General features: G+C 75.0%; 22 protein-coding genes. 8 read left to right on the top strand and 14 right to left on the bottom strand.

The genetic code is table 11. The annotated features are described in order from the left end of the window. Nucleotides 1-11: 11 nt before the first annotated feature. The gene (locus tag ABEA53_RS03205) at nucleotides 12-464 is read left to right on the top strand and encodes a GNAT family N-acetyltransferase (RefSeq protein ID WP_345479495.1); all 453 of its coding nucleotides are present in this window, start codon (nucleotides 12-14) and stop codon (nucleotides 462-464) included. After that, a complete protein-coding gene (locus ABEA53_RS03200; RefSeq protein WP_345479493.1) occupies nucleotides 461-1,333 on the top strand; it encodes an HhH-GPD family protein in 873 nt (290 codons plus the stop codon). Before ABEA53_RS03205 ends, ABEA53_RS03200 begins: the two co-directional genes overlap by 4 nt. Nucleotides 1,334-1,428: 95 nt before the next feature. Here the strand turns inward: ABEA53_RS03200 and ABEA53_RS03195 are convergent, their stop codons facing one another. From ABEA53_RS03195 to nusA, 4 genes are all read right to left on the bottom strand, one after another. Then, nucleotides 1,429-1,812, bottom strand: coding sequence for a DUF6804 family protein (locus ABEA53_RS03195; RefSeq protein WP_345479492.1), 384 nt, complete (start codon nucleotides 1,810-1,812; stop codon nucleotides 1,429-1,431). After that, entirely contained in the window at nucleotides 1,809-2,243 is a 435-nt protein-coding gene (gene rbfA / locus ABEA53_RS03190) for a 30S ribosome-binding factor RbfA (RefSeq protein WP_345479491.1), read from the bottom strand. The genes ABEA53_RS03195 and rbfA overlap by 4 nt, the downstream gene beginning before the upstream one ends. Before the next feature lie 80 nt (nucleotides 2,244-2,323). Continuing rightward, a complete protein-coding gene (infB, locus tag ABEA53_RS03185; RefSeq protein ID WP_345479490.1) occupies nucleotides 2,324-5,239 on the bottom strand; it encodes a translation initiation factor IF-2 in 2,916 nt (971 codons plus the stop codon). Nucleotides 5,240-5,506: 267 nt separating this feature from the next. After that, on the bottom strand, nucleotides 5,507-6,505 hold the full coding sequence (gene nusA / locus ABEA53_RS03180; RefSeq protein WP_345479489.1) for a transcription termination factor NusA: 999 nt from the start codon (nucleotides 6,503-6,505) through the stop codon (nucleotides 5,507-5,509). An 81-nt stretch (nucleotides 6,506-6,586) separates the two neighbouring features. Between nusA and ABEA53_RS03175 the strand changes: the two genes are divergently transcribed. Genes ABEA53_RS03175 through ABEA53_RS03165 form a run of 3 tightly spaced genes read left to right on the top strand, consistent with a single transcriptional unit; the run spans nucleotide 6,587 to nucleotide 11,029 of the window. Beyond that, on the top strand, nucleotides 6,587-6,895 hold the full coding sequence (locus ABEA53_RS03175; protein WP_345479488.1) for a hypothetical protein: 309 nt from the start codon (nucleotides 6,587-6,589) through the stop codon (nucleotides 6,893-6,895). 43 nt (nucleotides 6,896-6,938) lie between these two features. Continuing rightward, on the top strand, nucleotides 6,939-8,093 hold the full coding sequence (locus ABEA53_RS03170; RefSeq protein WP_345479487.1) for an exonuclease SbcCD subunit D: 1,155 nt from the start codon (nucleotides 6,939-6,941) through the stop codon (nucleotides 8,091-8,093). Then, nucleotides 8,090-11,029 (top strand): AAA family ATPase, encoded by a 2,940-nt coding sequence (locus tag ABEA53_RS03165; protein WP_345479486.1) that lies wholly within the window; start codon nucleotides 8,090-8,092, stop codon nucleotides 11,027-11,029. The genes ABEA53_RS03170 and ABEA53_RS03165 overlap by 4 nt, the downstream gene beginning before the upstream one ends. A 9-nt stretch (nucleotides 11,030-11,038) precedes the next feature. On the opposite strand, the gene ABEA53_RS03160 is transcribed toward ABEA53_RS03165, so the two are convergent. The 3 genes from ABEA53_RS03160 to ABEA53_RS03150 are packed head-to-tail and all read right to left on the bottom strand — an operon-like array spanning nucleotide 11,039 to nucleotide 13,795. Further along, complete coding sequence (locus tag ABEA53_RS03160; RefSeq protein WP_345479485.1) at nucleotides 11,039-11,875, bottom strand: HAD family hydrolase; 837 nt, start codon at nucleotides 11,873-11,875, stop codon at nucleotides 11,039-11,041. Beyond that, nucleotides 11,842-12,015 carry a hypothetical protein gene (locus tag ABEA53_RS03155; RefSeq protein WP_345479484.1) on the bottom strand — a complete coding sequence of 58 codons (174 nt, stop codon included), beginning with the start codon at nucleotides 12,013-12,015 and terminating at the stop codon, nucleotides 11,842-11,844. Before ABEA53_RS03155 ends, ABEA53_RS03160 begins: the two co-directional genes overlap by 34 nt. Nucleotides 12,016-12,019: 4 nt before the next feature. Continuing rightward, nucleotides 12,020-13,795, bottom strand: a complete 1,776-nt coding sequence (locus ABEA53_RS03150) for a proline--tRNA ligase (protein ID WP_345479483.1) — start codon at nucleotides 13,793-13,795, stop codon at nucleotides 12,020-12,022. A gap of 88 nt (nucleotides 13,796-13,883) precedes the next feature. On the opposite strand from ABEA53_RS03150, the gene poxB reads away from it, so the two are divergent. After that, a complete protein-coding gene (poxB, locus tag ABEA53_RS03145; protein ID WP_345479482.1) occupies nucleotides 13,884-15,605 on the top strand; it encodes a ubiquinone-dependent pyruvate dehydrogenase in 1,722 nt (573 codons plus the stop codon). Nucleotides 15,606-15,748: 143 nt separating this feature from the next. Here the strand turns inward: poxB and ABEA53_RS03140 are convergent, their stop codons facing one another. Further along, nucleotides 15,749-16,063 carry a hypothetical protein gene (locus ABEA53_RS03140; protein WP_345479481.1) on the bottom strand — a complete coding sequence of 105 codons (315 nt, stop codon included), beginning with the start codon at nucleotides 16,061-16,063 and terminating at the stop codon, nucleotides 15,749-15,751. On the opposite strand from ABEA53_RS03140, the gene ABEA53_RS03135 reads away from it, so the two are divergent. After that, nucleotides 16,053-16,466 (top strand): hypothetical protein, encoded by a 414-nt coding sequence (locus ABEA53_RS03135; protein WP_345479480.1) that lies wholly within the window; start codon nucleotides 16,053-16,055, stop codon nucleotides 16,464-16,466. The genes ABEA53_RS03140 and ABEA53_RS03135 overlap by 11 nt on opposite strands. Nucleotides 16,467-16,562: 96 nt before the next feature. Here ABEA53_RS03135 and ispG read toward each other — a convergent pair whose 3' ends face one another. The 5 genes from ispG to ABEA53_RS03110 form a co-directional block, all read right to left on the bottom strand. Beyond that, nucleotides 16,563-17,696 (bottom strand): flavodoxin-dependent (E)-4-hydroxy-3-methylbut-2-enyl-diphosphate synthase, encoded by a 1,134-nt coding sequence (ispG, locus tag ABEA53_RS03130; RefSeq protein ID WP_345479675.1) that lies wholly within the window; start codon nucleotides 17,694-17,696, stop codon nucleotides 16,563-16,565. Between the two features lie 142 nt (nucleotides 17,697-17,838). Then, complete coding sequence (locus tag ABEA53_RS03125) at nucleotides 17,839-19,251, bottom strand: M50 family metallopeptidase (RefSeq protein ID WP_425550585.1); 1,413 nt, start codon at nucleotides 19,249-19,251, stop codon at nucleotides 17,839-17,841. Between the two features lie 75 nt (nucleotides 19,252-19,326). Further along, nucleotides 19,327-20,421, bottom strand: coding sequence for a 1-deoxy-D-xylulose-5-phosphate reductoisomerase (locus ABEA53_RS03120; RefSeq protein WP_345479479.1), 1,095 nt, complete (start codon nucleotides 20,419-20,421; stop codon nucleotides 19,327-19,329). Further along, on the bottom strand, nucleotides 20,418-20,885 hold the full coding sequence (locus ABEA53_RS03115; RefSeq protein ID WP_345479478.1) for an OsmC family protein: 468 nt from the start codon (nucleotides 20,883-20,885) through the stop codon (nucleotides 20,418-20,420). The genes ABEA53_RS03120 and ABEA53_RS03115 overlap by 4 nt, the downstream gene beginning before the upstream one ends. A gap of 22 nt (nucleotides 20,886-20,907) precedes the next feature. Then, nucleotides 20,908-21,924, bottom strand: coding sequence for an FKBP-type peptidyl-prolyl cis-trans isomerase (locus ABEA53_RS03110; protein WP_345479477.1), 1,017 nt, complete (start codon nucleotides 21,922-21,924; stop codon nucleotides 20,908-20,910). 65 nt (nucleotides 21,925-21,989) lie between these two features. Between ABEA53_RS03110 and gabT the strand changes: the two genes are divergently transcribed. After that, nucleotides 21,990-23,348 (top strand): 4-aminobutyrate--2-oxoglutarate transaminase, encoded by a 1,359-nt coding sequence (gene gabT, locus ABEA53_RS03105; protein WP_345479475.1) that lies wholly within the window; start codon nucleotides 21,990-21,992, stop codon nucleotides 23,346-23,348. Between the two features lie 8 nt (nucleotides 23,349-23,356). Here gabT and ABEA53_RS03100 read toward each other — a convergent pair whose 3' ends face one another. Further along, a complete protein-coding gene (locus tag ABEA53_RS03100; protein ID WP_345479474.1) occupies nucleotides 23,357-25,879 on the bottom strand; it encodes an FtsK/SpoIIIE domain-containing protein in 2,523 nt (840 codons plus the stop codon). Between the last annotated feature and the right edge of the window lie 68 nt (nucleotides 25,880-25,947).

Below are 25,947 nucleotides of genomic sequence, written 5' to 3'. Positions count from 1 at the left end.
GCTCGGAGCCGATGTCGGGGACCCGGGTGCGCGCCGCGCGGGGCGCCGACGTGCCCGCGCTGCGGACGCTCGTCGCGGGTGCGTTCGCCCCGTTCACCGCACGCACCGGCGCCCGCTCCGCTCCTCCCGTCGACTGGGAGACCGTCGTCTGGGCGCTCGCCGCCGTCGTCGCGACCCGGGACGACCGGGTCGTCGGCGTGCTCGTGCTCTGGCCGCACCCCGACCACGTGCTCGTCGAGATCCTGGCGGTGGCGCCGGAGGAGCAGGGCCGCGGCGTCGGCGCCGCGCTGCTCGACCGGGCGGAGCTGACCGCGATCGAGTCGGGCACGAACACCGTGCGGCTGCAGACGGACGCGCGGATGACGGAGGCGCTCGCGCACTGGGTCCGGCGCGGCTACACGGAGGTCGGCCGGCGGCCACTCAACGGCGTCGACCGCGTCCTGCTCGAGAAGCGGCTCGGATGACGGCGCTCGACCCGGCCCTCGTCACCGACTGGTTCGCGGTGCACGCGCGGGACCTCCCGTGGCGCCGGCCGGGCTTCAGCGCCTGGGGCACGCTCGTGTCGGAGTTCATGCTGCAGCAGACGCAGGTCGCCCGCGTGGTGCCGATCCTCGAGGAGTGGCTGCGCCGGTGGCCGACGCCGGCCGACCTCGCCGCGGCGCCGCCGGCCGAGGTCCTCCGCGCGTGGGGCCGCCTCGGCTACCCGCGGCGGGCGCTCGCCCTGCACGCCTGCGCGACGGCGATCGCCGACCGGCACGGGAACGTCGTGCCCGAGGACGTCGACGAGCTGCTCGCGCTGCCCGGCATCGGCGACTACACCGCGCGCGCGATCGCGGTCTTCGCCCACGGGCACCGGCACCCCGTCGTGGACACGAACGTGCGGCGGGTGATCGCGCGGGCCGTGCAGGGCGTCGCGCAGCCGGAGGCGCCCGCAGCCCGCCGGGACCTGCCCGCGATGGCCGCGCTGCTGCCCGACGACCTCGTCGAGCAGCGGGCGTTCAACGCCGGGATGATGGAGATCGGCGCGGTCGTCTGCACGTCCCGCTCGCCGCGCTGCGACGAGTGCCCGCTCGCGGCGGTGTGCGCCTGGCGCCTCGCCGGCTCCCCGGCGCACGACGGCCCGCCTCCGCGGCGGCAGGCGCGGTTCGAGGGATCGGACCGGCAGCTGCGCGGCCGGGTGATGGCGGAGCTGCGCGCGAGCGACGTGCCGGTCGCGGAGGCGGAGCTCGCGGCGGTGCTGCCCGATCCGGGGGTGCGCTCCCGCATCCTCGTCGGGCTCGAGCGCGACGGCCTCGCGACCCGCGCCGAGGGCGGCTGGACGCTCCCCGCCTGACCGGCGCGACCCCTCGATCGACGCCCTGTCCCTCCGTCGACGCCGCGCTCCGTCAGATCAGGGACGCCGCGTCGAGCCGGCGCGGGAGGCGGCGGTCAGTCCTTCGGCGGCGTGTACCGGACGACGGCGCCGACCAGCAGCAGGGCCGCGGCGCCGACGACGTGGCCCACGCGGAACGGCTGGCCCGAGAAGTCGAAGGGCAGCACGGGGTTCCAGAGCACCGCGACGACCACCGGCACCGGCAGCCAGGCCCACTTCCTCGACTGCCACACGAACACGGCCGTGATCAGGGCGAGGATGCTCACCGCGAAGCGGATGACCAGGTACGACTCCTGCCCGACGAGCAGCAGCCCGCCGAGCAGCACGAGCGCGCCGATCAGCGCCGGACCGAGGGCCCGGCGCTGGCCGCGCGACCCGTACCGGTTCTCGAGCGTCGGCCGTGCGGCCGCCGCCCGGCGCTGGGCCCGGTTGCCGCTCACTCCTCGTCGGCCTCGCGCGGCTTCACGTAGGGGTCGGCCTCGCCGGCGTACTGCGCGCCCTCCGCGAGCGCACGCGCCGCGGTGTCGCGCTCCCGCGCCTGCGCCAGGAGGTCCGCGACGTGCGCCGCGTTCTCCGGGATCGCGTCGGGGATGAACTCCAGCGTCGGCGTGAGGCGCGCGTGGATGTTGCGGCCCACCTCCGTGCGCAGCAGGCCCGTCGCGGCCTTCAGGGCCGCGGCCGAGTCCTCGCGCTCCTGCTCGGTGCCGTAGACCGTGAAGAAGATGCTCGCGTGCTGCAGGTCGCCCGTCATCCGCACGTCGGTGATCGTCACGAACCCGAGACGCGGGTCGCGGAGGCCCTTCTCGAGCCGCTTCGCGACGATCTCCTTGATGCTGTCGCCGAGCTTCGCAGCCCTGCCGTGGTCAGCCACTTCTCTCCTTCTGGTCGTGCGGTGCACGGATACGGGGACCCGGCGAAGCCGAATCCCCGTATCCGCGAACATGAGCGGGACTACGCCCGGACCTTCTCCTTGGTCTCGGTCGTCTCGATCTCGTCACCGATCTGGATGTCGTTGAAGCGACCCAGGCCGATGCCGCACTCGAAGTCCGTCCGCACCTCGGTGACGTCGTCCTTGAAGCGGCGCAGCGAGTCGATCTGGAGGTTGTCCCCCACCACGACGCCATTGCGGATGACCCGGGCACGCGCGTTGCGCGTGATCGTGCCGCTGCGGACGATGACACCGGCGATGTTGCCGACCTTGGACGAGCGGAAGATCTCGCGGATCTCGGCGAGGCCCGACTGGACCTCCTCGAACTCCGGCTTGAGCATGCCCTTCAGCGACTGCTCGACGTCCTCCAGTGCGGAGTAGATCACCGAGTAGAAGCGGATGTCGATGCCCTCGCGAGCGGCCCGCTCGCGGGCCTTCGGGTCGGGGCGCACGTTGAAGCCGATGATGATCGCGTTGTCGACCGTCGCCAGGTTCACGTCCGACTCGGTGACGGCGCCGACGCCGCGGTGGATGATCCGCAGCTGCACGCTGTCGTCGACCTCGATCTTCAGGAGCGACTCCTCCAGCGCCTCGACGGCACCGGACACGTCGCCCTTGATGATCAGGTTCAGCGAGTCGACCTTGCCGGCCTCGATCTGACCCATGAAGTCCTCGAGCGAGATGCGCTTGCGGGCCTTCGCCAGCGACGCGTTCCGCTCGGCGGCCTCGCGCTTCTCCGCGACCTGACGGGCCGTGCGGTCCTCCTCGGTGACGAGGAAGGTGTCGCCGGCTCGCGGGACGGAGGAGAGGCCCTGGACCTGGACGGCTCGGGACGGGTACGCCTCGGCGATCGCCTGGCCGTTCTCGTCCGTCATCGCACGGACGCGGCCGTAGGCCGTGCCCGCCACGATCGAGTCGCCCACGCGGAGCGTCCCGGTCTGGATGAGGACGGTGGCGACCGCACCGCGGCCCTTGTCGAGGCGGGCCTCGATGGCCACGCCGCGCGCGTCGCGGTTCGGGTTCGAACGCAGGTCGAGCCCGGCGTCGGCGGTCAGCAGGACCGCCTCCATGAGCTCGTCGATGCCGGTGCCGTTGCGGGCCGAGACGTCGACGAACAGGGTGTCCCCGCCGTACTCCTCCGCGACCAGGCCGAACTCGGTGAGCTGCTGGCGGACCTTGGAGGGGTTCGCCCCCTCCTTGTCGACCTTGTTCACCGCGACCACGATCGGCACGCCGGCCGCCTGGGCGTGGTTCAGCGCCTCCACCGTCTGCGGCATGACGCCGTCGTCGGCGGCGACCACGAGGATCGCGAGGTCCGTCACCTGCGCACCGCGGGCACGCATGGCGGTGAACGCCTCGTGACCCGGGGTGTCGATGAAAGTGATGGCGCGCTCGTTGCCCTCGTGCTCCTTCCACACCTGGTAGGCACCGATGTGCTGCGTGATGCCGCCGGCCTCGCCCGCGACGACGTTCGCGTTGCGGATCGAGTCGAGCAGCTTCGTCTTGCCGTGGTCGACGTGACCCATGACCGTGACCACGGGGGGCCGGATCTCCAGGTCCTCGTCGTCCTCGTCGTACTCGAACTCGATGTCGAAGCCGTCGAGCAGCTCGCGGTCCTCCTCCTCGGGAGAGACCATCTGGATCTTGTAGCCGAGCTCCTCGCCGAGCACCTGGAAGGTGGCCTCGTCGAGCGACTCGGTCGCCGTCGCCATCTCACCGAGGTGGAACAGCACGGTCACCAGGTTGCCGGGGCTCGCGTCGATCTTGTCGGCGAAGTCCGTGATGGACGCACCGCGACGCAGGCGGATGACGGCGTTGCCGTCGCCGCGGGGGACGCTGACGCCGCCGAGGCTCGGGGCGCTCCGCATCTCGAACTCTGCGCGCTTCGTCCGCTTCGACTTGCGCTGACGGGACTTGCCGCCGCCCTTGCCGAACGCACCCGCGGTGCCGCCGCCGGGACCGCGACCGCGACCGCCGCCACCCGGGCGGGGACCGCTGAAGCCGCCGGCCGGGCGCTGGAAGCCGCCCGCACCGGGCGCGCCGCCGGGACGACCCGCACCGCCGGCACCGCCGGGACGCTGGAAGTTCGGACGCTGACCGAAGCCGGCCGGACGCGGGGCGCCCATGCCGGGCCCGCCGGGACGCGGAGCGCCCGGACGAGGTGCACCGGGACGCGGCGCACCGGGACGCGGGGCACCCGGACGCGGGATCGCGCCGCTCGCGCCGCCGCCGGCGCCGGGACGGCCCATGCCCTGGTTGGAGGCGAAGGGGTTGTTGCCCGGGCGCGGGGCGCTCGGACGGCCCATCCCCTGGCTGGAGGCGAACGGGTTGTTGCCGGGGCGCGGCGCACCGGGGCGCGGGGCGCCGCCGGGACGCGGGATGCTCCCCGAGGGCGCGGTGCCCGGGTTCGCGGCGCCGGGGGCGGCCCCGCCGGGACGCGGCGCGGACGAGCGGTCCTGCACGGGGCGCTCGACGTCACCGCTCGGCGACGGGCGCTGCGCGGCGGGCTGCTGCGGGGCGGGAGCCGCCGCAGCGGGGGTCGCCTGCGCCGCGGGGGTCGCGGACGCCGCGGGACGCTCGGCCGCGGGGGCCTGCTGCGCGGCGGGCCGCTGGGCGACCGGCTGCTGCGGGGCCGGTGCGGCGGCAGCGGGCGCCGACTGCGACGGCGCGGCCGTCGGGCGGGGTCCGGGTGCCGCGGGTCGGGCGCCCGGTGCTGCGGGGCGGCCCGCCATGGGCGCGCCCGGGCGGGGTCCCGCCGGGGCGCCGGCGGTCGTGATGCCATCCGCCGCGAGCTTCGCCCGCAGCTTGCGCACCACCGGGGGCTCGACGCTCGACGACGGGCCCTTGACGAACTCGCCCATCTCCTTGAGCTTCGCGAGTGCGAGCTTCGTGTCGATCCCGAGGTCGGTCGCGATCTCGTGGACGCGTGGTTTCGCCACTTCTCTCCTGTCCAGGCCTGCCCGGACAGGGCAGGCCGCTACTGCGGTGCGGGTCTCATCTCGAGTCGCTCATCGCTGGTCCATGTGCCTGTTCCACTTCGCGTGGTGGGAACTGCGCGCCCCCGAACGGAGCGGCAGTGGAAGGACGGCAGCCGTGGCCGCCCTCGGACGAGTGTACCCGCCGCCGCGAGGCGGCGGAGGTCCCGTCCGATGGAGGTGAACGCCGATCCGTCCGGTCGTGTTCCCCGACCCGACCGATCGGTCGCGTCAGTCCTGCTCGAGGATGCTGTCGGGCTGGATGTCGATCTTCGCGCCCGTGAGCTTGGCGGCGAGGCGGGCGTTCTGCCCCTCCTTGCCGATCGCGAGCGACAGCTGGTAGTCGGGCACCAGGGCCCGCACGGCCTTCGAGCCCCGGTCGAGCAGGAACGCGCTCGTCACGCGCGCCGGCGACAGCGCGTTCGCGACGAAGGTCGCCAGGTCGTCGGAGTGGTCGACGATGTCGATCTTCTCGCCGCCGAGCTCCGCCGACACCGCGCGCACGCGGGCGCCGAGCTCGCCGATCGCCGCGCCCTTGGCGTTGATGCCGGGCTGGGTGGCGCGCACGGCCACCTTCGACCGGTGCCCCGCCTCCCGCGCCATCGCGGTGATCTCGACGACGCCTGAGGCGATCTCGGGCACCTCGAGCGCGAACAGCCGCCGGACCAGCGCCGGGTGCGTGCGCGAGACCGTGATCGACGGCCCCTTCTGCCCGCGGGAGACGCTCGTCACGTAGACGCGGATGCGCTCGCCGTGCGTGTAGGTCTCCCCCGGCACCTGCTCCTCGGGGGGCAGGATCGCCTCGATCGAGCCGAGGTCGACGTGCACCATGCGCGGGTTCGGCCCCTGCTGGATGACCCCGGCGATGATGTCGCCCTCGCGGCCCTTGAACTCGCCCAGGATGCGCTCGTCGCCGAGGTCGCGCAGGCGCTGGTTGATGACCTGCTTCGCCGCGAACGCGGCCACGCGGCCGAAGTCCTGCGGGTCGTCGACCGCCTCGCCGACCTGCTCGCCCTCGTCGTCGAGCTCGGGCACGTAGACGGTGACCCTGCCGGACTTCCGGTCGATCTCGACGCGGGGCGTCGGGGTGCCGGCGGGCGCGTGCTCCGGCCGGTCGGTGTGCTTCAGGTAGGCCGTCAGGATGGCCGCCTCGATGATGCGCAGCAGCTCGTCGAACGGGATCTCCCGTTCGCGCTCCATCATGCGGAGGACGGCGAGATCGATCTCCATGGCGTCCCTCCGGGCCTCGAGCGCCCGCGAATCGGGCCCCCCTACGCTAGCAGCGCCTGATCGAGCATCTGGAGGATCCCCATGAGCCAGGAGCGCACCGTGCAGCTGCGGCGGTACCGCATCGTCGACGGGGAGATGGCCGCGTTCACGGCGTGGTGGCGCTCACGGCTGCTGCCCGCGCGGGTCGCCTACGGCTTCGTTCTCGAGTCCGCCTGGGTGGTGCCGGAGACCGACGAGTTCGTCTGGGCGGTGTCCGCGGAGGGCGACGGCGAGGCCTTCGCCCGCCTCGACGCCGCCTGGGCCGCCTCCCCCGAACGCGCCGCCGCGTTCGTCGACGTGCCGCAGCGCGTCGCCTCCATGGACCTGCGGATCGCGGTCCCCGCGGCCTGAGCGCCCGGAGGCGGTGTCCGACCGCCCCGTTACCGTGCGCGGCATGCGCCTGCTGCACACCTCCGACTGGCACATCGGCCGGACCTTCCACGGCTCGTCGACGCTCGACGCCCTGCGCGGCGTCCTGCTCGAGCTCGCGGCGGCGGTGCGGCGCGAGCACGTCGACGTGGTGCTCGTCGCCGGCGACGTCTTCGACTCCGCCACCCCGGCGGCGGCGGCGTTCGAGCTGTTCGAGGAGGCGGTGCTCGCGATCCGCGCGGCCGGTGCGACCGTGGTGATGACGAGCGGCAACCACGACTCGGCGGCGCGCCTCGGCCACCAGGCGCCCTTCGCCGCGGCCGGCGGCGTACACGTCGTCACCCGCGCCGAGGCGCTCGAGACGCCCGTGCGGCTCGAGGACGAGCACGGCGCGGTCGACGTCTTCGGCATCCCCTACCTGGAGCCGCTGATCGTCGGCGGGCGCACGCACGCGGAGGCGCTGCAGGCCGCCATGGACCGCGTGCGGACCGCGGTCGCGGCGCGCGGCAACCGGGCGGTCGTGCTCGCGCACTGCTTCGCCTCCGCCGGCGTGGTGCCGCAGGCGGCGGGCGGCGAGCGGGACATCACGGCCGGCGGGCTCGACGTGGTGCCCGCCGCCGTGTTCGACGGCACGGAGGAGGCGCCGATCGCCTACGCGGCGCTCGGGCACCTCCACTCCCGGATGCGCCTCGCGGAGCACGTCCGCTACGCGGGCGCGCCGCTGCACTACTCCTTCGGCGAGACGTCGCCGCTGCGGGGCGCGTGGCTGGTGGACCTCGACGCGAACGGCCTCGGGCAGGTCGCGTGGCTGGACCTGCCGGTGCCGCGCCGGCTCAGCGAGATCACGGGAGCGCTCGCCGACCTGCTCGCCGACCCGGCCCTCGCCGACCGCGAGCAGGACTGGATCCAGGCCGTGCTGACGGACCCGGTGCGGCAGCAGGACGCCATGGCGAAGCTGCGGCAGCGGTTCCCGTTCGTCGCCCGGCTCGAGCACCGGCCCGAGGGGGTGCGGCCCGCCGACGCCCGCAGCTACGGCGAGCGCACCGCGGGCCTGCCCGACGCGCAGCTGATCGCCGGGTTCCTGGAGCACGTGCGGGCCGGCGCCGGACCCAGCGACGCCGAGTCGTCGCTCGTCGCCGAGGTGCTGACCGCCGTGCAGGCCGCGGAGCGCGCCGCGTGAGGATCCAGCGGCTCGTCATCGAGGGCTTCGGCCCGTTCGCGACCCGGCAGGAGATCGACTTCGCCCCGCTCGACGAGGCGGGCCTGTTCCTCATCACCGGCAGGACGGGCAGCGGCAAGTCCACGATCCTCGACGCGATCTGCTTCGCCCTCTACGGCACCGCCCCGCGGTACGACGGCGCCCAGGCGCGGCTGCGCAGCGACCACGCCGCCGTCGGTGCGCCCACCCGCGTCGAGCTCGAGCTGACCGTCGCGGGCGAGCGCTGGCGGATCGTCCGCTCCCCCGAGTACGAGCGGCCGAAGCAGCGCGGCTCCGGCACGACGAAGGAGCCGCAGGCGGCGACGCTGCAGCGGCGGGAGGGCGACGGCTGGGTCGGCGTCGCCGCCAGGCCGGTCGATGTCGCGGAGCACCTGCAGCCCGTGCTGCAGCTGACCCGCGAGCAGTTCCTGCAGGTGATCCTGCTCGCGCAGGGCCGCTTCCAGGAGTTCCTGAAGGCGAGGACCGACGAGCGGCTCGGTCTGCTGCGCGCCCTGTTCGGCACGGAGCGGTTCCAGCGGTTCGAGGCCGAGATCGCGGAGCGCGCGAAGGTGCTCGAGCAGGCCGTGGGCGTGCGGGCCGCCGCGCTGCAGACGGACCTCGCACGGCTCGGCGACCTGGCGGACGAGGACCTTCCCGAGGCGGCGGACGCGGCCTGGGCGCAGCAGGTCGCCGAGCGCCTCGCGGTCGCCGCGGCGTCCCGTGCCGCGGAGGCGGAGACCGCGCGCGGCGCGTTCGCGGACGCGGACCGGGCGGCGGCGGCCGCCGTAGCGGTGCAGGACCTGCAGCGCCGCCGCGCCGCGGCGCGCACGGCGCTCGAGCGCCTCGACGCCGACCGCGACGCCGACGAGGCGGCCCGTTCCCGCATCGCCGAGGCGGTGCGCGTGCTGCCGGTGCTGCCCGCCGTGGACGCGGCCGGCCGCGCGGCGGCCGAGCTCGCGGCGGCGGAGCAGGAGGTCGCGCGCTCCCGCGACGCCCTCGGCGAGGACGTGCCGGATCCCGCGGCCGCGGGAGCGGACCTCGACGGCCTGCTGGGCGCGCTCGCCGAGCGCCTCGCGGAGGAGCGCGACCTCCCCCGCCTGCGCACCGCCGTCACCGGCACCGAGCAGGCCCGGTCCCGGGCGGAGGCGCAGCTCGCGGCGGCGCTCGAGGAGGTCGCGGCCCTGCCCGCGCGGCGCGACGAGCTGCAGCAGCAGCGCTCGCGGGCGGAGGCCGCAGCAGCGGGAGCGTCCGCTGCGCAGGCGGAGGTCCTCCGCGCCCGCCGTGTGGTGGAGGCGGTCGCCGCGACCGAGCAGGCGCTCGCGCTCGTGCAGCGCACCGACCTCGCGTTCGAGCGCGCGCTCGCCGACGAGCAGGACGCCCTCGCGCGCACCCGGCGCCTCGTGGCGGCGCGGCTCGCCGGCGCCGCGGGCCTGCTGGCGGCCGAGCTGCGGCCGGACGCCCCGTGCCCCGTCTGCGGCTCGCTGGACCATCCCGCGCCGGCGGACGCCGCGGCCGAGACGCCCGACGAGGCGGCGATCACGGCGGCCGAGCGGGTGCAGCAGGCGGCAGCCGACCGGCGGGCGGCGGCGAGCACCGCGGCGGCCGCCGCACGGGCGCAGCACGCCGCGGCCGCGGCGACCGCGGACGGCGCGACCCCCTCCTCGGCCGCCGAGTCGGTCCGCGCCGCCCAGCTCGCGCTCGACGCCGCCCGGGCGGCCGAGTCCGAGCGGGACGCCGCGACGGGGCTGCTTGCGGACCTCGACGCCCGCGCCGATCGCCTTGACGCGGTGGTGGCGTCGGCCCGGACCGCGCTCGCCGACCGGTCCGAGGCGCACACCGCCGCGCGGGCCGCCGCCGACGGCGCCGAGGCGCGCATCGCGACCGCGCGCGGCGACGCGCCCTCGGTCGCCGCGAAGGCCGCCGGGCTCCGCGCCCGCCGAACGGCCCTCACCGCCGTCGAGACCGCGCTGCGGCGCCGCGCGACGGCCGCGGACGCCGACGAGGACGCCCGGCGCCGGCTCGGGACCGCGCTCGCGGAGGCCGGCGTGCCCGACGCCGCATCGGCGCGGGCCGCCGCGCTGCCGGCGGACCGGCGCATCGAGCTGGAGCGGCGGGTGCGCGCGTGGGAGACCGCCCGCGACGGCGCGACGGCGCAGCTGGCCGATCGCGACGTGGCCGGCGCCCCCGAGGAGCCGGTCGACGTCGACGCGGCCGGCGCGACGAAGACCGCGGCGCTGCTCGCCCGCGACGCGGCGGCGGACCGCTCGGCGTCCGCGCGGGTGCGCTCGGCCGACGCCCGGCGCCTCGCCGACGGCATCGCCGCGGCGGACGGCGCCATGGCCGAGGACCGCGCGCAGCTCGAGGTCGTGGGCCCCCTGGCCGACGTGGTGCGGGGCGGCGGGTCCAACGCGCTGCGGATGCGGCTCGAGAGCTACGTGCTCGCGGCCCGGCTCGAGCAGATCGTCGCGGCGGCCAACGTGCGGCTCAGCGCGATGACGGACGGCCGGTTCACGCTGCAGCACGACGACGGCGTCGCGTACCGCGGGGCCCGCAGCGGCCTGGGGCTCGAGGTGCTCGACGAGCACACCGGGCGCCCGCGGCCCGTCGCGTCCCTGTCCGGCGGCGAGACCTTCCTCGCCTCCCTCGCCCTCGCGCTCGGCCTCGCGGAGGTCGTGTCCGCCGAGGCGGGCGGCGTCCGCCTCGACACGCTGTTCGTGGACGAGGGCTTCGGGTCGCTCGACCGGCGCACGCTCGACACGGCGATGGAGACCCTGGACTCGCTGCGCGCGGGCGGCCGCACCGTCGGCCTGATCAGCCACGTCGAGGCGATGCAGGAGGACATCCCCGCCGGGCTGCACGTCGAGCGCCTGCCCGACGGCTCGAGCGCGGTCCGCTCCCGCGTGCCCGCCGGGGTCTGACGCCCGCGGTCAGAGGCCGAAGAGCGCCTCGAGCGCGACGGCGACGCCGTCCTCGTCGTTCGAACGCGCGCGGTCGGTGACCACGGCGTCGAGTGCGGGGTGCGCGTCCCCGACGGCGAAGGACCGACCGGCCCAGGCGAGCATCGGCAGGTCGTTCGGCATGTCCCCGAACGAGACGACCTCGTGCGCCGCGACGCCGAACCGGTCGCAGAGCAGCTCGAGCGTGGACGCCTTCGTGACGCCGGCCGCGCTCAGCTCGACCATCGCCGTCGTGCCCGAGCGCGTGGCGACCGCGCGGCCGGCGGCCAGCTCGTCGACGACGGCGAGGAACGCGTCCGGTCCGAGGGTCGGGTGCCGCACCATCAGCTTCACGGGCCGGCGGCGCAGCAGCCGGTCGATCGGCTCGACGGGCGAACCGGGCGGCGTCGGATGGGTCGCCGGGTAGTCGGGCTCCTTGCCGAACCCCTCGACGGACTCGATCGCGAAGCGGACCTCGGGCATCGCGGCGCGCAGGGCGCCGACGACCGCGGTGCCCGCCTCCTCCGTCAACGGCCGCACGAGCTCGACGGCGTCGTCGGCGAGGCGCAGCACCACGGCGCCGTTCGAGCAGATCGCGAGGCCGTGCCCGCCGACGTGCCGCCGCACGACCTCCATCCAGCGCGTCGGCCGACCGGTGACGAACACGACGGGCACGCCTCGGTCCTCGAGCGCCGCCAGCACGCGCGCCGTCCTGGCCGACACGGTGCCGTCGCTGCGCAGCAGGGTGCCGTCGAGGTCGGTCGCGACGAGCCTCGGCGCGGGGTCGAGGGCGCTCAGGGGGTGGCGGTCGGGGTCGAGGTGGCGCACGCGCTCGGCGTGGTCGTCGCGCCGGCCGAGGGCGTGCAGGAGGGCTGCGGGCCCGGGCCGGTCAGCAGCCCGGCGGCGATCGCCAGGGCCAGGACGACGACCGCGACGATCCCGGCCCACGCGATGGGCGGGAGGCGCACCGCCTCAGCCCTCGAGCACCGCGGCGACGTCGTCGACCACGGTCGTCAGCGGCACCTGGCTGCGCTCTCCGGACGCCCGGTCCCAGACCTCCACGACGCCCTCGGCGAGCCCCTTGCCCACGACGACGATCGTCGGGACGCCCAGCAGCTCCGCGTCCTTGAACTTCACACCGGGCGAGGCGCGGCGGTCGTCGACCAGCACGTCCGCGCCGCGCTGCTCGAGCTCGCGGCCGATGCGCTCCGCCTCCTCGAACACCGCCTCGTCCTTGCCGGTGGCGACGACCTGCACGTCGAACGGCGCGATCGTGCGGGGCCACACGAGGCCCTTGTCGTCCGAGTTCGCCTCGGCGATCAGGGCGAGGTTGCGCGTGACGCCGATGCCGTAGGAGCCCATCGTCACGGTGACGAGCTTCCCGTTCGGGTCGAGCACCTTGAGGCCGAGCGCGTCGGCGTACTTGCGGCCGAGCGCGAAGACGTGCGCGATCTCGGTGCCGCGCGCCAGCTCGACCGGGCCCGAGCCGTCCGGCGCGGGGTCTCCGGCGCGGACCTCGGCGACCTCGGCGGTGCCGTCGGCGACGAAGTCGCGGCCGGCGACGAGCGAGAGCACGTGCCGCTCCGGCTCGTTCGCGCCGGTCACCCAGGCGGTGCCGTCGGCGACGCGGGGGTCGACGAGGAAGCGGACCTTCGCGGACCCGGCCTCGCCGAGCACGGGCCCGGCCGCGGACCAGGGGCCGATGTAGCCCTTCACGAGCCCGGGGCGGGCGGCGAAGTCCTCCTCGGTGGCGGGCTCGACGAGCGCGGGGAAGAAGGCGGCCTCCGCGCGCTTCAGGTCCGCCTCCCGGTCGCCGGGGATCCCGACGACGACGAGCTCGCGCGTGCCGTCGATGTGGGTGAGCGCGAGGACGACGTTCTTCAGCGTGTCGCTCGCGGCCCACTGCCGGCCGTCGTCGCGGGGGTGCCGCTCGTTCAGCAAATCCACGAGCGTGGCGATCGTGGGCGTGCCGGGCGAGTCGAACACCGTAGCCGAGGCGAGGCCCGCGGGGTCGGAGGGGGCGGGCGCGAGCGTGCGGAACGCCTCCACGTTCGCGGCGTACCCGCCGGGCGAGCGCACGAAGGTGTCGTCGCCGATGGGGGTCGGGTGCAGGAACTCCTCGCTGCGCGAGCCGCCCATCGCCCCGGCGTGCGCCGACACGATCGCGTACTCGAGCCCGAGCCGGGCGAACACCCGCTCGTAGGCGGCGCGCTGCACGTCGTAGGAGGCGTCGAGGCCCGCGTCGTCGATGTCGAACGAGTAGGCGTCCTTCATCGTGAACTCGCGGCCGCGCAGGAGGCCGGCGCGGGGCCGCGCCTCGTCGCGGTACTTGTCCTGGATCTGGAAGATCGTGAGCGGCAGGTCCTTGTACGACGAGTACAGGTCCTTCACGAGCAGCGCGAACGCCTCCTCGTGCGTCGGCGCGAGCACGTAGTCGGCGCCCTTGCGGTCCTTGAGCCGGAAGATGTCGTCGCCGTACTCGTCGTAGCGCCCGGTCAGCTGGTACGGCTCAGCGGGCAGCAGCGCCGGGAAGTGCACCTCCTGCGCACCGGCGGCGTCCATCTCCTCGCGGACGATCGCCTCGACCTTCGCCTTGACCTTCAGCCCGAGCGGCAGCCACGCGAACACGCCGGGCGCTTGGCGGCGGATGTACCCGGCGCGGACGAGGAGCTTGTGGCTCAGGAACTCGGCGTCGGCGGGGTCCTCCCGCAGGGTGCGGAGGAACAGCCGGCTCATGCGCGTGACCACGGACCAGGAGTGTAGTGAAGGGGCCGTCCCAGCCCCTCGCCCTCCGGTACCCGGGAGCCCGCAGGGAGGCGAGGCGCACACTGGCGCCGTGCCGACCATCGCAGAGCAGATCATCGACGTCCTCGCCGTCAACGGCGTCCGCCGCGTCTGGGGCCTCCCCGGCGACTCGCTGAACGGGCTGACGGACGCGATCCGTCAGCACGACGACGTCGAGTGGATGCACGTCCGCCACGAGGAGGCCGCGGCGTTCGCCGCCTCCGCCGACTCGCAGATCTCGGGCGGCCTCGCCGTCTGCGCCGGGTCGTGCGGCCCGGGCAACCTGCACTTCATCAACGGGCTCTTCGACGCCCAGCGCTCGCGCACCCCGGTGCTCGCGATCGCGTCGCAGGTGCCGTCGAGCGAGGTCGGGACCCAGTACTTCCAGGAGACGCACCCGGAGCGCATCTACCGCGAGTGCAGCGTGTTCTGCGAGCTGGTGACGACGCCCGAGCAGATGCCGCGGCTGCTGGAGCTCGCGATCCGCGCGGCCGTCGAGGAGGGCGGCGTCGCGGTGCTCGTGCTCACCGGCGACACCCTGCTCGAGTCGACCGCGCACGCGAAGCGGGTGACGCGCATCGAGCCGACGCAGTACGCGATCGTGCCGAGCGCGGCCCAGCTCGATCAGGCGGCGGCGGTCCTGAACGGCGCGGGCAAGGTGACGATCCTCGCCGGCGCGGGCACCGCGGGCGCCCACGACGAGGTGCTCGCCGTGGCCGACGCGCTCGGCGCCCCGATCGTGCACGCGCTGCGCGGCAAGGAGCACATCGAGTGGGACAACCCGTTCGACGTCGGGATGACGGGCCTGCTCGGGTTCTCCTCCGGCTACCGGGCGATGGAGAGCAGCGAGGTCGTGCTGATGCTCGGCACCGACTTCCCGTACCCGCAGTTCATCCCCGAGGACGCGGATGTCGTGCAGGTGGACGTCCGCGGCGCGCACCTCGGACGGCGGGCGGCGCTGAAGGTCGGGCTGCGGGGCACGGTGCGCGAGACGTGCGCCGCGCTCGTCGAGCGGCTGGTCCGCAAGACGGACCGGAAGCACCTCGAGACCGCGCTCGACCACTACCGGCGCACGCGCAGGTCGATGGACGAGCTGGCCGAGCCGACGACCGGCACGATCCACCCGCAGCACCTCACGGCCCTGCTCGACGAGAAGGCCGCCGACGACGCCGTCTTCGTGCCGGACGTGGGCACCCCGGTCACCTGGTCCGCGCGCTACCTGCACACCAACGGGCGGCGCCGGCTGATCGGCTCGTTCTCGCACGGCAGCATGGCGAACGCGCTGCCGCAGGCCCTCGGGGCGCTGGCCGTCGACCGGTCGCGGCAGGCGATCGCGCTCGCCGGGGACGGCGGCCTGGCGATGCTGCTCGGCGAGCTGCTGACCGCCGTGCAGCTGCGGCTGCCGGTGAAGGTCGTCGTCTACGACAACGCGTCGCTGAACTTCGTCGAGGTCGAGATGAAGGCCGCCGGCATCGTGAACTTCGGCACGGAGCTGGAGAACCCCGACTTCTCGCGCATCGCGCAGGCGATCGGCGTGCGCGGATTCCGGGTCGAGCGGGGCGAGGACCTGGCGGGCGCGATGGACGAGTTCCTCGCGCACGACGGTCCCGCGCTGCTCGACGTGGTGCTGGAGCGGCAGGAGCTGTCGATCCCGCCGACCATCGCGCCCGCGCAGGTGAAGGGCTTCGCGCTCTACGCGATCCGCTCGGTGCTCTCCGGGCGCGGCGACGAGCTGATCGACCTGGCGAAGGCGAACGCTCGCCAGCTGCTCTGAACGGGCCCCGGACAGCGCCGCGGCCCCGATCGTGCGGGCGATCGGGGCCGGGCGGAGCGGGCGTTCGGGCCGCGCTGGAGTCCCAGGCTAGGGCGGCCCCGCGCGGTGCGGCAGGCGGCGCGGGCCCCCAGAGCGGGGGCCGCTCAGAGCTTCAGGACGAGCTGCTCGACGACTCCGCGGTCCAGGCCCTGACCGGCCTGCGCGTGCACGCCGTCGAGCACGGACTGCAGATCGGCGAGCAGCCCCGTGGTGCGCGCCGCCGCCTGCGTCGCCGCACCGAGGTGCAGATCGCTGCCGCGCTGGCGCACGGCGACCGCCTCGGGGGTCGGCGCCGGCGCGGCCGCCGGGGCGGTCGAGAGGCCGTGGGCGACCGCGGTGGTGACGGCGGCGAGCTCGGCGTAGAGCGCGACGGCGCGGGCGTCGCCCGCCGACCCGATGGTGCGCGTCGTGCGCTGCACGAGCACCTCGGCGGTCGCCGCGACCGGTGTCGGCAGGGCGGTCGCCGCGCTCGACGCGGTCGGGAGGACCACGGGCGTCGAGGTCGTCCCCGGCTTCGTCGTCACGACCGGGGTGGTCGTGGTCGGCGGGGTCGCTGTCGCGACCGGAGTGGTCGGAGCGGTCGCGGTCGCGGTCGGCGCCGTCGTGCTCGACGCGGTGGTCGTCGGCGTCGCGACGACCGGCGCGGTCGTGCTCGTCGTCGTCGACGTGGCAGGCGTCGTGGACGAAGTCGTCGCAGGCGTCGTGGACGTGGTCGTCGCGGGCGTGGTTGACGTCGGAGCGACCGTCTTGTGGCCGTTCCCGATGCCCGTGATGGACGAGATGATCAAGGATTCCCCCGAATCCGCGGGTGGGCCCTTCTAGGTGGCGAGGGCCGGCAAGCATCCTCGCAGCCGGGTGCGCGTACGCAGAACCCCTGGTTCGAGGCGCATTCCGCTCGGGCCCGCGGACCGGCGGCGATCAGACGGTGACGACCTCGGGCGTGCCGGTGGGGCCGCCGGGGCCCATCTCGTCGGCGAGGCGGTTCGCCTCCTCGATCAGGGTGGCGACGATGTCCGCCTCCGGCACGGTCTTGATGACCTGGCCCTTGACGAAGATCTGGCCCTTGCCGTTGCCGGAGGCGACGCCGAGGTCGGCCTCGCGCGCCTCACCCGGGCCGTTGACGACGCAGCCCATGACCGCGACGCGCAGCGGCACGCTCATGCCCTCCAGCCCCGTCGTCACGTTCTCGGCGAGCGAGTAGACGTCGACCTGCGCGCGGCCGCAGGACGGGCAGGAGACGATCTCGAGCTTGCGCTCGCGGAGGTTCAGCGACTGCAGGATCTGCAGGCCGACCTTGACCTCCTCGACGGGCGGGGCGGACAGCGAGACGCGGATCGTGTCGCCGATGCCCTCGGACAGCAGGATCCCGAACGCCGTGGCGCTCTTGATCGTGCCCTGGAACGCGGGGCCGGCCTCGGTGACGCCGAGGTGCAGGGGCCAGTCGCCCCGCTCGGCCAGCAGGCGGTACGCCTTCACCATGATCACCGGGTCGTTGTGCTTCACCGAGATCTTGAAGTCGTGGAAGTCGTGCTCCTCGAAGAGGCTCGCCTCCCAGACGGCGCTCTCGACGAGCGCCTCCGGCGTGGCCTTGCCGTACTTCTCCATGATGCTCGGCTCGAGGGAGCCGGCGTTCACGCCGATGCGGATGGACACCCCGGCGGCCTTCGCCGCGGCGGCGATCCTCCCGACCTGGTCGTCGAACTTCCGGATGTTGCCGGGGTTCACGCGGACGGCGGCGCAGCCGGCGTCGATCGCGGCGAACACGTAGTTCGGCTGGAAGTGGATGTCGGCGATGACCGGGATCTGGCTCTTCTTGGCGATGATCGGCAGCGCCTCCGCGTCGTCCCGGGAGGGGACGGCCACGCGGACGATGTCGCAGCCGGAGGCGGTCAGCTCGGCGATCTGCTGCAGGGTCGCGTTGATGTTCGGCGTCGGCGTCGTGGTCATCGACTGCACGCTGACGGGTGCGTCGCCGCCGACGAGCACCTTCCCGACCTTGATCTGGCGCGACTTGCGCCGGGGCGCGAGCACCTCGGGAACGGGCTTCGGCATGCCGATGTTGAGTGCGGGCACGGCACCTCCTTGGAACACTTCAGCGTACGGGGAAGCAGGTGCACGGCTGCGCACGCCGCCCGACCTGCGCCCGAAGCCCCGAGGACGGGACGCCGCCCGCCCGAGGCGACCGGCTGTGAGCTCAGAACAGCTGGATGGGGTGCACCAGGTCCGCGTAGATGAGCAGCAGGCTCATGCCGCCGAGCAGGATCGACACCGCGAACGTGAGCGGCATGAGCTTCGCGGTGTCGACGGGCCCCGGGTCGCGACGGCCGAACAGCCTCGCGATGCTGCGCCGCAGCCCCTCCCAGAGGGCGCCGATCACGTGCCCGCCGTCGAGCGGCAGCAGCGGGATCAGGTTGAACACGAACAGCGCGATGTTCAGGCTGCCGAGGATGCCGATGAGGCTCGCCAGCTTCGAGGTGACGGTGATCTGCGGGTTCGCGGCGATCTCGCCGGCGACGCGGCCGACGCCGACGACGCTGATCGGCCCGTTCGGGTCGCGCTCGCCCGAGCCGAACGCGGCCTGCGCGACGCCGACGAGACGCGCGGGCAGGTTGATGATCACGCCGGCGACGGCGGTGATGTTGTTCCCGACGGCGGGGAGGACGGCGGAGGCGGGCTGCTGCTGCAGCGCCTCCGTCGAGGTGATGCCGATGAACCCGACGGTCTGCGTGCGGGTGGACCCGTCGGCGTCCTTCACGACGCGACCGAGGGAGTCGACGACCGCGACGGTGTTCGTGGCGGGCGTGACCCGGATCCGCTCCGTGCCGCCGGCCTTCGCGGCGACGGTCAGCTCGAGCGGCCGGCCGGCGGAGCGGCGGATGACGTCGGTGACGTCGGTCCAGGTGCTGACGGGCGCGCCGTCGATCGCGGTGATGCGGTCGCCGGGCTTCAGCGCGGTGCCCGCGGCGGGCGCCGCCGGGTCGGAGGCCGTGCAGGTGTCGCGGGTCTGGGTCGCGGGGACGATGCACTGCGAGATCGACGCGACGGTCGTCGTCGGGGTCAGCGTGCCGAAGCCCATCAGCAGGATCGCGGTGCAGAGGACGCCGAGCACGAGGTTCACCGACGGGCCGCCGAGCATGATCACGACGCGCTTCCAGACGGCCAGCCGGTAGAAGGCGCGGTGCTCCTCCCCCGGCTCGATCTGGTCCTGGCTCGTGTCGCGGGCGTCCTGCACGAGCGTGTTGAAGAAGCCGGTGGAGGCGGTGCGGGCGCGGGACGGCGCCTCGACCGACTCGACGGCGCCCTCGACGGCCTCGCCGACGGTGGCGGGCGGCCGCCCCTGGAACAGCCGCTCGCGCCGCCCGGCTCTCGCCGGCGGGAACATCCCCACCATCGAGATGTAGCCGCCCAGCGGGATCGCCTTGAAGCCGTACTCGGTCTCGCCGCGTCGGCGCGAGAACACGGTCCGCCCGAAGCCGATCATGTACTGCGTCACCCGGACGCCGAAGAGCTTGGCGGGCACGAGGTGCCCGACCTCGTGCAGCCCGATCGAGACGACGACGCCGACGGCGATCACGAGCACGCCGAGGAGGAAGAGCAGCGCGGTCACGGCGGACAGGGTACGTGCCGCCCCGAGCAGCGGGGCGCGACCCGGCGGAGGCGCGCTATGAACCTGCTGAGCGGTTCAGCCGCGGGCGATGACGGCGTCGGCGGCCGCGCGCGCTTGCCGGTCCGCGTCGAGGACCGCCTCCAGGTCCGGCGTCCCGGACGCCTCCGGCACGCTCGCGAGCACCGCCTCGATCAGCGGCACGATGTCGAGGAACGCCAGCCGGCCCGCGTGGAACGCGTGCACGGCCTGCTCGTTCGCGGCGTTGAACACCGCGGGCCGGGTGCCGCCGGCCGCGCCGACGACCTTCGCGAGGGTCACGGAGGGGAACGCCGCGTCGTCGAGCGGCTCGAAGGTCCACGACTGCGCCGTCGTCCAGTCGAGCGGTGCGCCGACGTGCGGGATCCGGTGCGGCGCGTCGAGGGCGAGCGAGATCGGCAGCCGCATGTCCGGCGGCGACGCCTGGGCGATGGTCGCGCCGTCCGTGAACTCGACCATGGAGTGCACGATCGACTGCGGGTGCACGACGACGTCGATCCGCTCGAACGGCACGTCGAACAGCAGGTGCGCCTCGATGACCTCGAGGCCCTTGTTCACGAGGGTCGCGGAGTTGGTGGTGACCATCAGGCCCATGTCCCAGGTCGGGTGCGCGAGCGCCTGCGCGGGCGTGACCGACCGCAGCTCGTCGCGGCTGCGGCCGCGGAACGGGCCGCCGGAGGCGGTGAGCACGAGGCGCCGCACCTCGTCGTGGGAGCCGGAGACGAGGCACTGCGCGATGGCGGAGTGCTCGCTGTCGACCGGGAGCACGCGCCCGGGCGCCATGAGCGGCTTGACGACCGGGCCGCCGATGATCAGCGACTCCTTGTTCGCGAGCCCGAGCACGGCGTCGGTCCGCAGCGCCGCGATGGTCGGGCGCAGCCCCGCCGCGCCCGTGATGCCGTTCAGCACGACGTCGGCCTCGACGTCGCGGACGAGCGCCTCCGCCTCCTCCGTCCCCTGCGCGAGCGCGCGCACGCCGAAGCGCTCCGCCTGCTGCTCGAGCAGCGCGCGGTTCCGGCCGGCGGCCAGGCCCACGACCTCGAACCGGTCGGGGTTCGCCGCGATCACGTCGAGCGTCTGCGTGCCGATCGAGCCCGTGGACCCGAGCAGCAGGATCCGCCGCCGCGCGGTCATGCCGGCGCCACCGGGCTGTGGTGCACGGGGAAGGACACCGAGTTGGCGATGAAGCACAGCCGGTTGGCCTGCCCGTGCAGCGAGTCCGCGAGCTCCCGCTGCGACTCGTCGGCGAGCGTCACCGTCGGGTGCAGGTCCACGCGGGTGAACCGGCCGGCGCCGTCCGGGGTGACCGTCATCTCGCCGGTCGCCGCGTCGGTGTAGCCGGTGACCACGACGCCGTGCTGCACGGCGACGTGGAGGTAGGACAGCAGGTGGCACTCGCTGAGCGCCGCGAGCAGCAGCTCCTCCGGGTTCCAGCGGTCCGCGTCGCCGCGGAACGGGGTGTCGGCGCTGGCGAGCAGCTCCGGCTTCCCGTCGACCCGCAGGACCACGTTCCGTCCGTACTCGCGGTACCCGGTCGTGCCGCCGCCGCGGTCCCCGGTCCACTCGGCGGTCAGCGCGTACGCATGCTCCGAAGCCACGCCAAGGAACCCTAGGCGCAGGTCACTTCGAGGCGGTGGCCAGGATGTCGATGACGAACACCATCGTGTCGGTGCCCTTGATCGAGCCGTCGGTGCTGCCCGTCTTCCCGTAGCCCTCGGCCGGCGGGATGATGGCGACGACCTGCGAGCCGACCTTCTGGCCGACGAGCGCCTTGCCGAAGCCGCTCACGACCTGGTTCGTCGCGAAGCTGGTCGGGCCGCTCTTGCCCCACGACTGGTCGAAGATGCCGCCGGTGCGCCAGAGCACGCCCTGGTACTGCACCGTCACGGTGTCCTTGTCCTTCACCGTCGCACCGGTGCCGACCTTGCTGTCCGCGATCTTCAGCGACGTCGGCGCCTTCGTCGCGGGGATCTTCACGCTCGGCGTGCCGTTGCTCGCCAGGGTCACCTTCGGGAAGCCCGAGGGCAGCGGCTTCGAGACACCGGTCGCCTTCGTGGGCGAGAGCCCGACGATGTCGGCGACGAACACGATCGAGTCGCCGCCGCCGACCGGGATCTGCTCCGACCCGGTCGAGCCGAAGGCGAGGGAGGCGGGGATGACGGAGGCGATGCGGTCGCCCTCCTTGGCGCACACCACCGAGGCCGCGAAGCCGGGCAGCACCTGCGCGGCGTCGACCGGGAACACGACGCGGCTCTTCGCCGACCAGCCGCGGCTGTCGAGCTTCTTGCCGGACTTCGCGTCGTACATCACGTAGGCGAGGCTGACGCTGTCGCCCTGCTGCACCGTCGCGCCGTCGCCCTTCGTGATCGTCGTGCGCTGCGTCGTCGTGACGGTCGTCGGCGCGGGGAAGGACACCTTCGGCTCGCTGCTGCCCGAGCCGGTCACCTTCACGGCGTCGGAGGCGGAGCCCGAGGCGGGGCACGCGAGGTCCGCCGCCGTCGACGCGGACGCCGAGGAGGACGACGACGCCGCGGGCGAGGACGAGGCCTTCGTCGAGGCGGGCGTCGAGCAGCCGGCGAGCAGGGCGACGCCGCTCACGGCGACGAGGGCGGGCAGGAGTCTGCGCGGAAGATGCACCGGAGCATCCTGAGCCATGCGCGGCGGCTGCCGCGCAGGAATGCCCAAGTTCTTAGACTCTCCCCGTGACATCCGTGCTGACGACCACCGAGACCGACGACGCCCTCGCGGGCCGCAGGATCGTGACGGAGGTGCCCGGCCCCCGCTCCCTCGCGCTGCACGAGCGCCGGCTGAAGGCCGTTCCCGTCGGCGTCGCCAGCACCCTGCCCGTCTACATCGCGCGCGCCCACGGCGCCGTCATCGAGGACGTCGACGGCAACCGCTTCATCGACCTCGGCGCGGGCATCGGCGTCACGACGATCGGGCACACGAACGACGCGGTCGTCGAGGCCGCGCGGGAGCAGCTCGGCGACTTCCTCCACACGCTCTTCACGATCACGCCGTACGAGTCCTACATCCGCGTCGCGGAGCTGGTCGCGGAGCGGACCCCGGGCTCCTTCGCGAAGAAGACGGTGCTCGTGAACTCCGGCGCGGAGGCGGTCGAGAACGGCGTGAAGATCGCCCGCAAGGCCACCGGCCGCCGCGGCGTCGCGGTGCTCGAGCACGGCTACCACGGCCGCACGAGCCTGACGATGGCCATGAACTACAAGGCCATGCCCTACGGCACCGGCTTCGGCCCGTTCCCGGGCGACGTCCACCACGCGCCCAGCAGCTACCCCTTCCGCGACGGCCTGACCGGCGAGCAGGCGGCGGCGCGCACGATCGACTACCTCGAGAAGCACATCGGCGCCGCGGACCTCGCGATCCTCGTCGTCGAGCCCATCCAGGGCGAGGGCGGGTTCCAGACGCCGGCCGACGGGTTCCTGCCGGCGCTGCAGCGCTGGGCGAACGCGAACGGCGTCGTCATCGCGGCCGACGAGATCCAGAGCGGCATGGGCCGCACCGGCGCCTGGTTCGCGAGCGAGCACTTCGGCTTCGAGCCCGACCTCGTGTTCTTCGCCAAGGGCATCGCGGGCGGTCTGCCGCTGGCCGGCGTCACCGGCCGCGCGGAGATCATGGACGCGGCCCAGCCCGGGGGGCTCGGCGGCACCTTCGGCGGCAACCCGGTCGCGGCGGCCGCCGCCGTCGCGGTCTTCGAGCAGATCGAGCAGCAGGACCTGCTCGCCGCGGGCCGCCGCATCGAGGCCCGCCTCCGGCCCGCCCTCGAGGCGCTCGCCGCCGACTTCGACGTGATCGCGGACATCCGCGGCAAGGGCGCGATGCTCGCCATCGAGCTCGTCGAGTCCGGCACCGCCGACGGCGCGAAGACGCCGAACCCGGCCGCCGTGCAGAAGATCGCGGCCTACGCCGCGCAGCACGGGGTGCTGATCCTGACGGCCGGCACCTGGGGCAACGTGATCCGCTTCCTGCCGAGCCTCGTCATCACCGACGCGCAGCTCGACGACGCGGTCGCCGTGCTGCGCGAGGCGCTCGAGACGCTCTAGGCGCGTGCTCAGGCCGCGCCGGGCAGTCGGACCCGGCGCGGCGGCCCCTCCGCAGGCACGAGCACGACCTCGTCGGGGCGGGTGACCGGCGGCAGCGGCTGCGCGATCCCGAGCAGGGTCCGGAGGTCGCCGGCGCCGCAGCCGTCGACGAGCACGACCGCGGCGCTCCGCAGCGCGGACAGCGACCGCCACTCCGCCTGCCACTCGTCCGGGGAGCCGACGACGGCGGTGCGGTCCGGCAGCGGCCCGCCGACACCCGGAGCCGCGACCGCCCAGCCGGCGTCCGCCAGCGCGTCGCGCCGGAGCTGCGGCCGCGTGGTCAGCAGCACGACGACGCCCGCGGGGAGGGGCTCGGGCGCCGGCGGCTGCTCGGGGAGCACGGCGGGCGCCAGGGCGAGCTGCACCCGGGCGCCCGAGCACCACCCGCGCCCCGGCGGCGGGTCCGCGCTCCAGGCGGCCTTCGCGCCGCCGAGCGCCAGGTGGTCGTCGAGGCCCAGCCCGAGCAGCGCCGTCTCGTCGAAGAGCCCGAGGACGCCCCGCAGCGGCAGGCCCGACCAGGCGGACGGCCCGCGTGCCGTCACGACGGTCGGCGCGGCGGCGGGATCGCGGAGCCGCATCGCCAGCCGCTCGAGCGCCGCCGCGCGGTGCGCCTCCCCCAGCCGGTCGAGCAGGTGGTCGAGGTCGTCGACGAGCAGCGGCCGGGCGGCCTGGTCGACGCGGTCCCAGAGCGCGGCCGGGTCGCCGGGCAGCGGTGCGGCGCCGATCCCCCGCGACGCCGCCGCGAGGGCGGTCGACCGCCCGGTGCCGGGATCGCCGACGACGAGCAGCCGCGGCTGCGCGACGGGGTCCCACGCGAGCACCGGTTGACGCTGCTCCTCGGGCAGGTCGGTGAGACCGAGCGGCACGAGCGGCGACGGCGGCGCCGGCAGCGATGCGAGCGGCACGACGAGCGGCAGCGGCGGCAGCCACGGCGCGGGGACCCGCGACCCCGTGTGCCGGGCGCGGATCGCGGCGACCGCCTCCTGCACCGCCGCCTCCGTGACGGCGGCGACCCGGACGCTCGTGGTCCGGTCGGTCACGAGGACGGCGCCGCCGACGGGCTCGCGCCCGAGCAGCGCGGCCGCGTCGGAGCCGACGAGCGCGCGGCTCTCCCCCGCGTCGTGCACCCGCAGCCCGATGCGGATCGAGCAGTTCGCCAGCACTTCGTCGCGGATGCTGCCCGTCGGGCGCTGCGTGCAGAGCACCAGGTGCACGCCGAGCGAGCGTCCGCGGGCGGCGAGGTCCGCGAACAGGGCCGCGAGCGCGGGCGCGCGGTCGACGAGCGCGCGGTACTCGTCGACCACGACGACGAGCCGCGGCAGGCCGGAGGCGGCGACGTCTGCGGCACCCGCGTGCCGCAGCGCGCGCTCCCGCCGGCGCAGCTCGGCACCGAGGCTGGCGACCGCCCGCTCGGCCTCCTCGGCGTCGAGGTCGGTGACCACGCCGGCGACCTGGGGCAGGCGCGCCAGCGGGTCGAAGGCGGCGCCGCCCTTGCAGTCGACGAGCAGCAGCACGAGCCGCTCCGGCGGGTGCGCCGCCGCCAGCGCGAGGATCCACGCGGTGAGCAGCGCGCTCTTGCCGCTGCCGGTGGTGCCCCCGACCACGGCGTGCGGGCCGTCGATCACCAGGTCGAGCTCCACCGGCCCGTCCGCGCCGACGAGGAAGCGCGCCGCGAGCCCGGAGCTCGCCGGAGCGGCCAGCAGGTCGCCGAGCCCGGTCGGACCGCCGCGCGACACCGCGGCCCGGTGCGCCGCCGCCGTGAGGAGCGCCGGCCGGAAGACGCGGGCCGCGGCTCCCGCCGCCGGTCCGCTCGCGTGGACGACCCGGGCGGCGCCGTCCGGGCCGATCTCCACGACCAGGTCCGCCGAGGCGCCGGCCGTGGTCCGCAGCACGCTCGCGCCGGTCGCCCCGCCGGCGGCCCGCAGCCGCGCGACCCCGACCGCTCGGGAGAAGGCCTGCGGCAGCGGGCCGGGGCCGACGACCGCGACACCGGTTCCGCCGGGCACCGTGAACGGGGCGTCGGGCAGCAGCGCGCCGTCGGCGAGCAGCCGCCGCTCGCGGTCCGTCGTCGCGACCCCGGAGACCAGCGGCGCGCATGCGAGGTCCGCCGTGCCGAGCACGAGCACCCCGGACGGCGGGCGCCCCGCCCAGGCGTCGGGGTCCGCCGCGAGCACCGCGGGCGAGGGCGCCTCCGCGCGGGCGTCGTCGACCGCGGCCGAGCGCTGCACCGCGAGCGCGCGCTCGAGCGCCTCCAGTGCGGCGTCGTGCCGCCGCCGGTCCCGGGCGGAGCGGCGGCGCAGCTGCAGGCGCCCGTCGACGACCGCCGCGATCGCGAGCACCGGGCTGAACACGGCGAGCAGCAGCACCGTCGGCGTCCCGAGCACGACGAACAGCCCGACGGCGAGCACCACCGGCGCGATCACGCCGAGCACGGGGAACGGCGGCGGGTCCGGCGGCGCGGGGCGCGCGGGCAGGGCGAGGCGGTCGGTCACGGCGGCAGCATGCCGCCGACCGGCCGCGAAGGTGCGGCCGGGGCCTGGGGAGGAGCGGACCGCGGAGG

The organism is Amnibacterium soli, assembly GCF_039544415.1.
Lineage (GTDB): Bacteria > Actinomycetota > Actinomycetes > Actinomycetales > Microbacteriaceae > Amnibacterium > Amnibacterium soli.
This window is presented reverse-complemented; position numbering and strand designations above follow the sequence as displayed.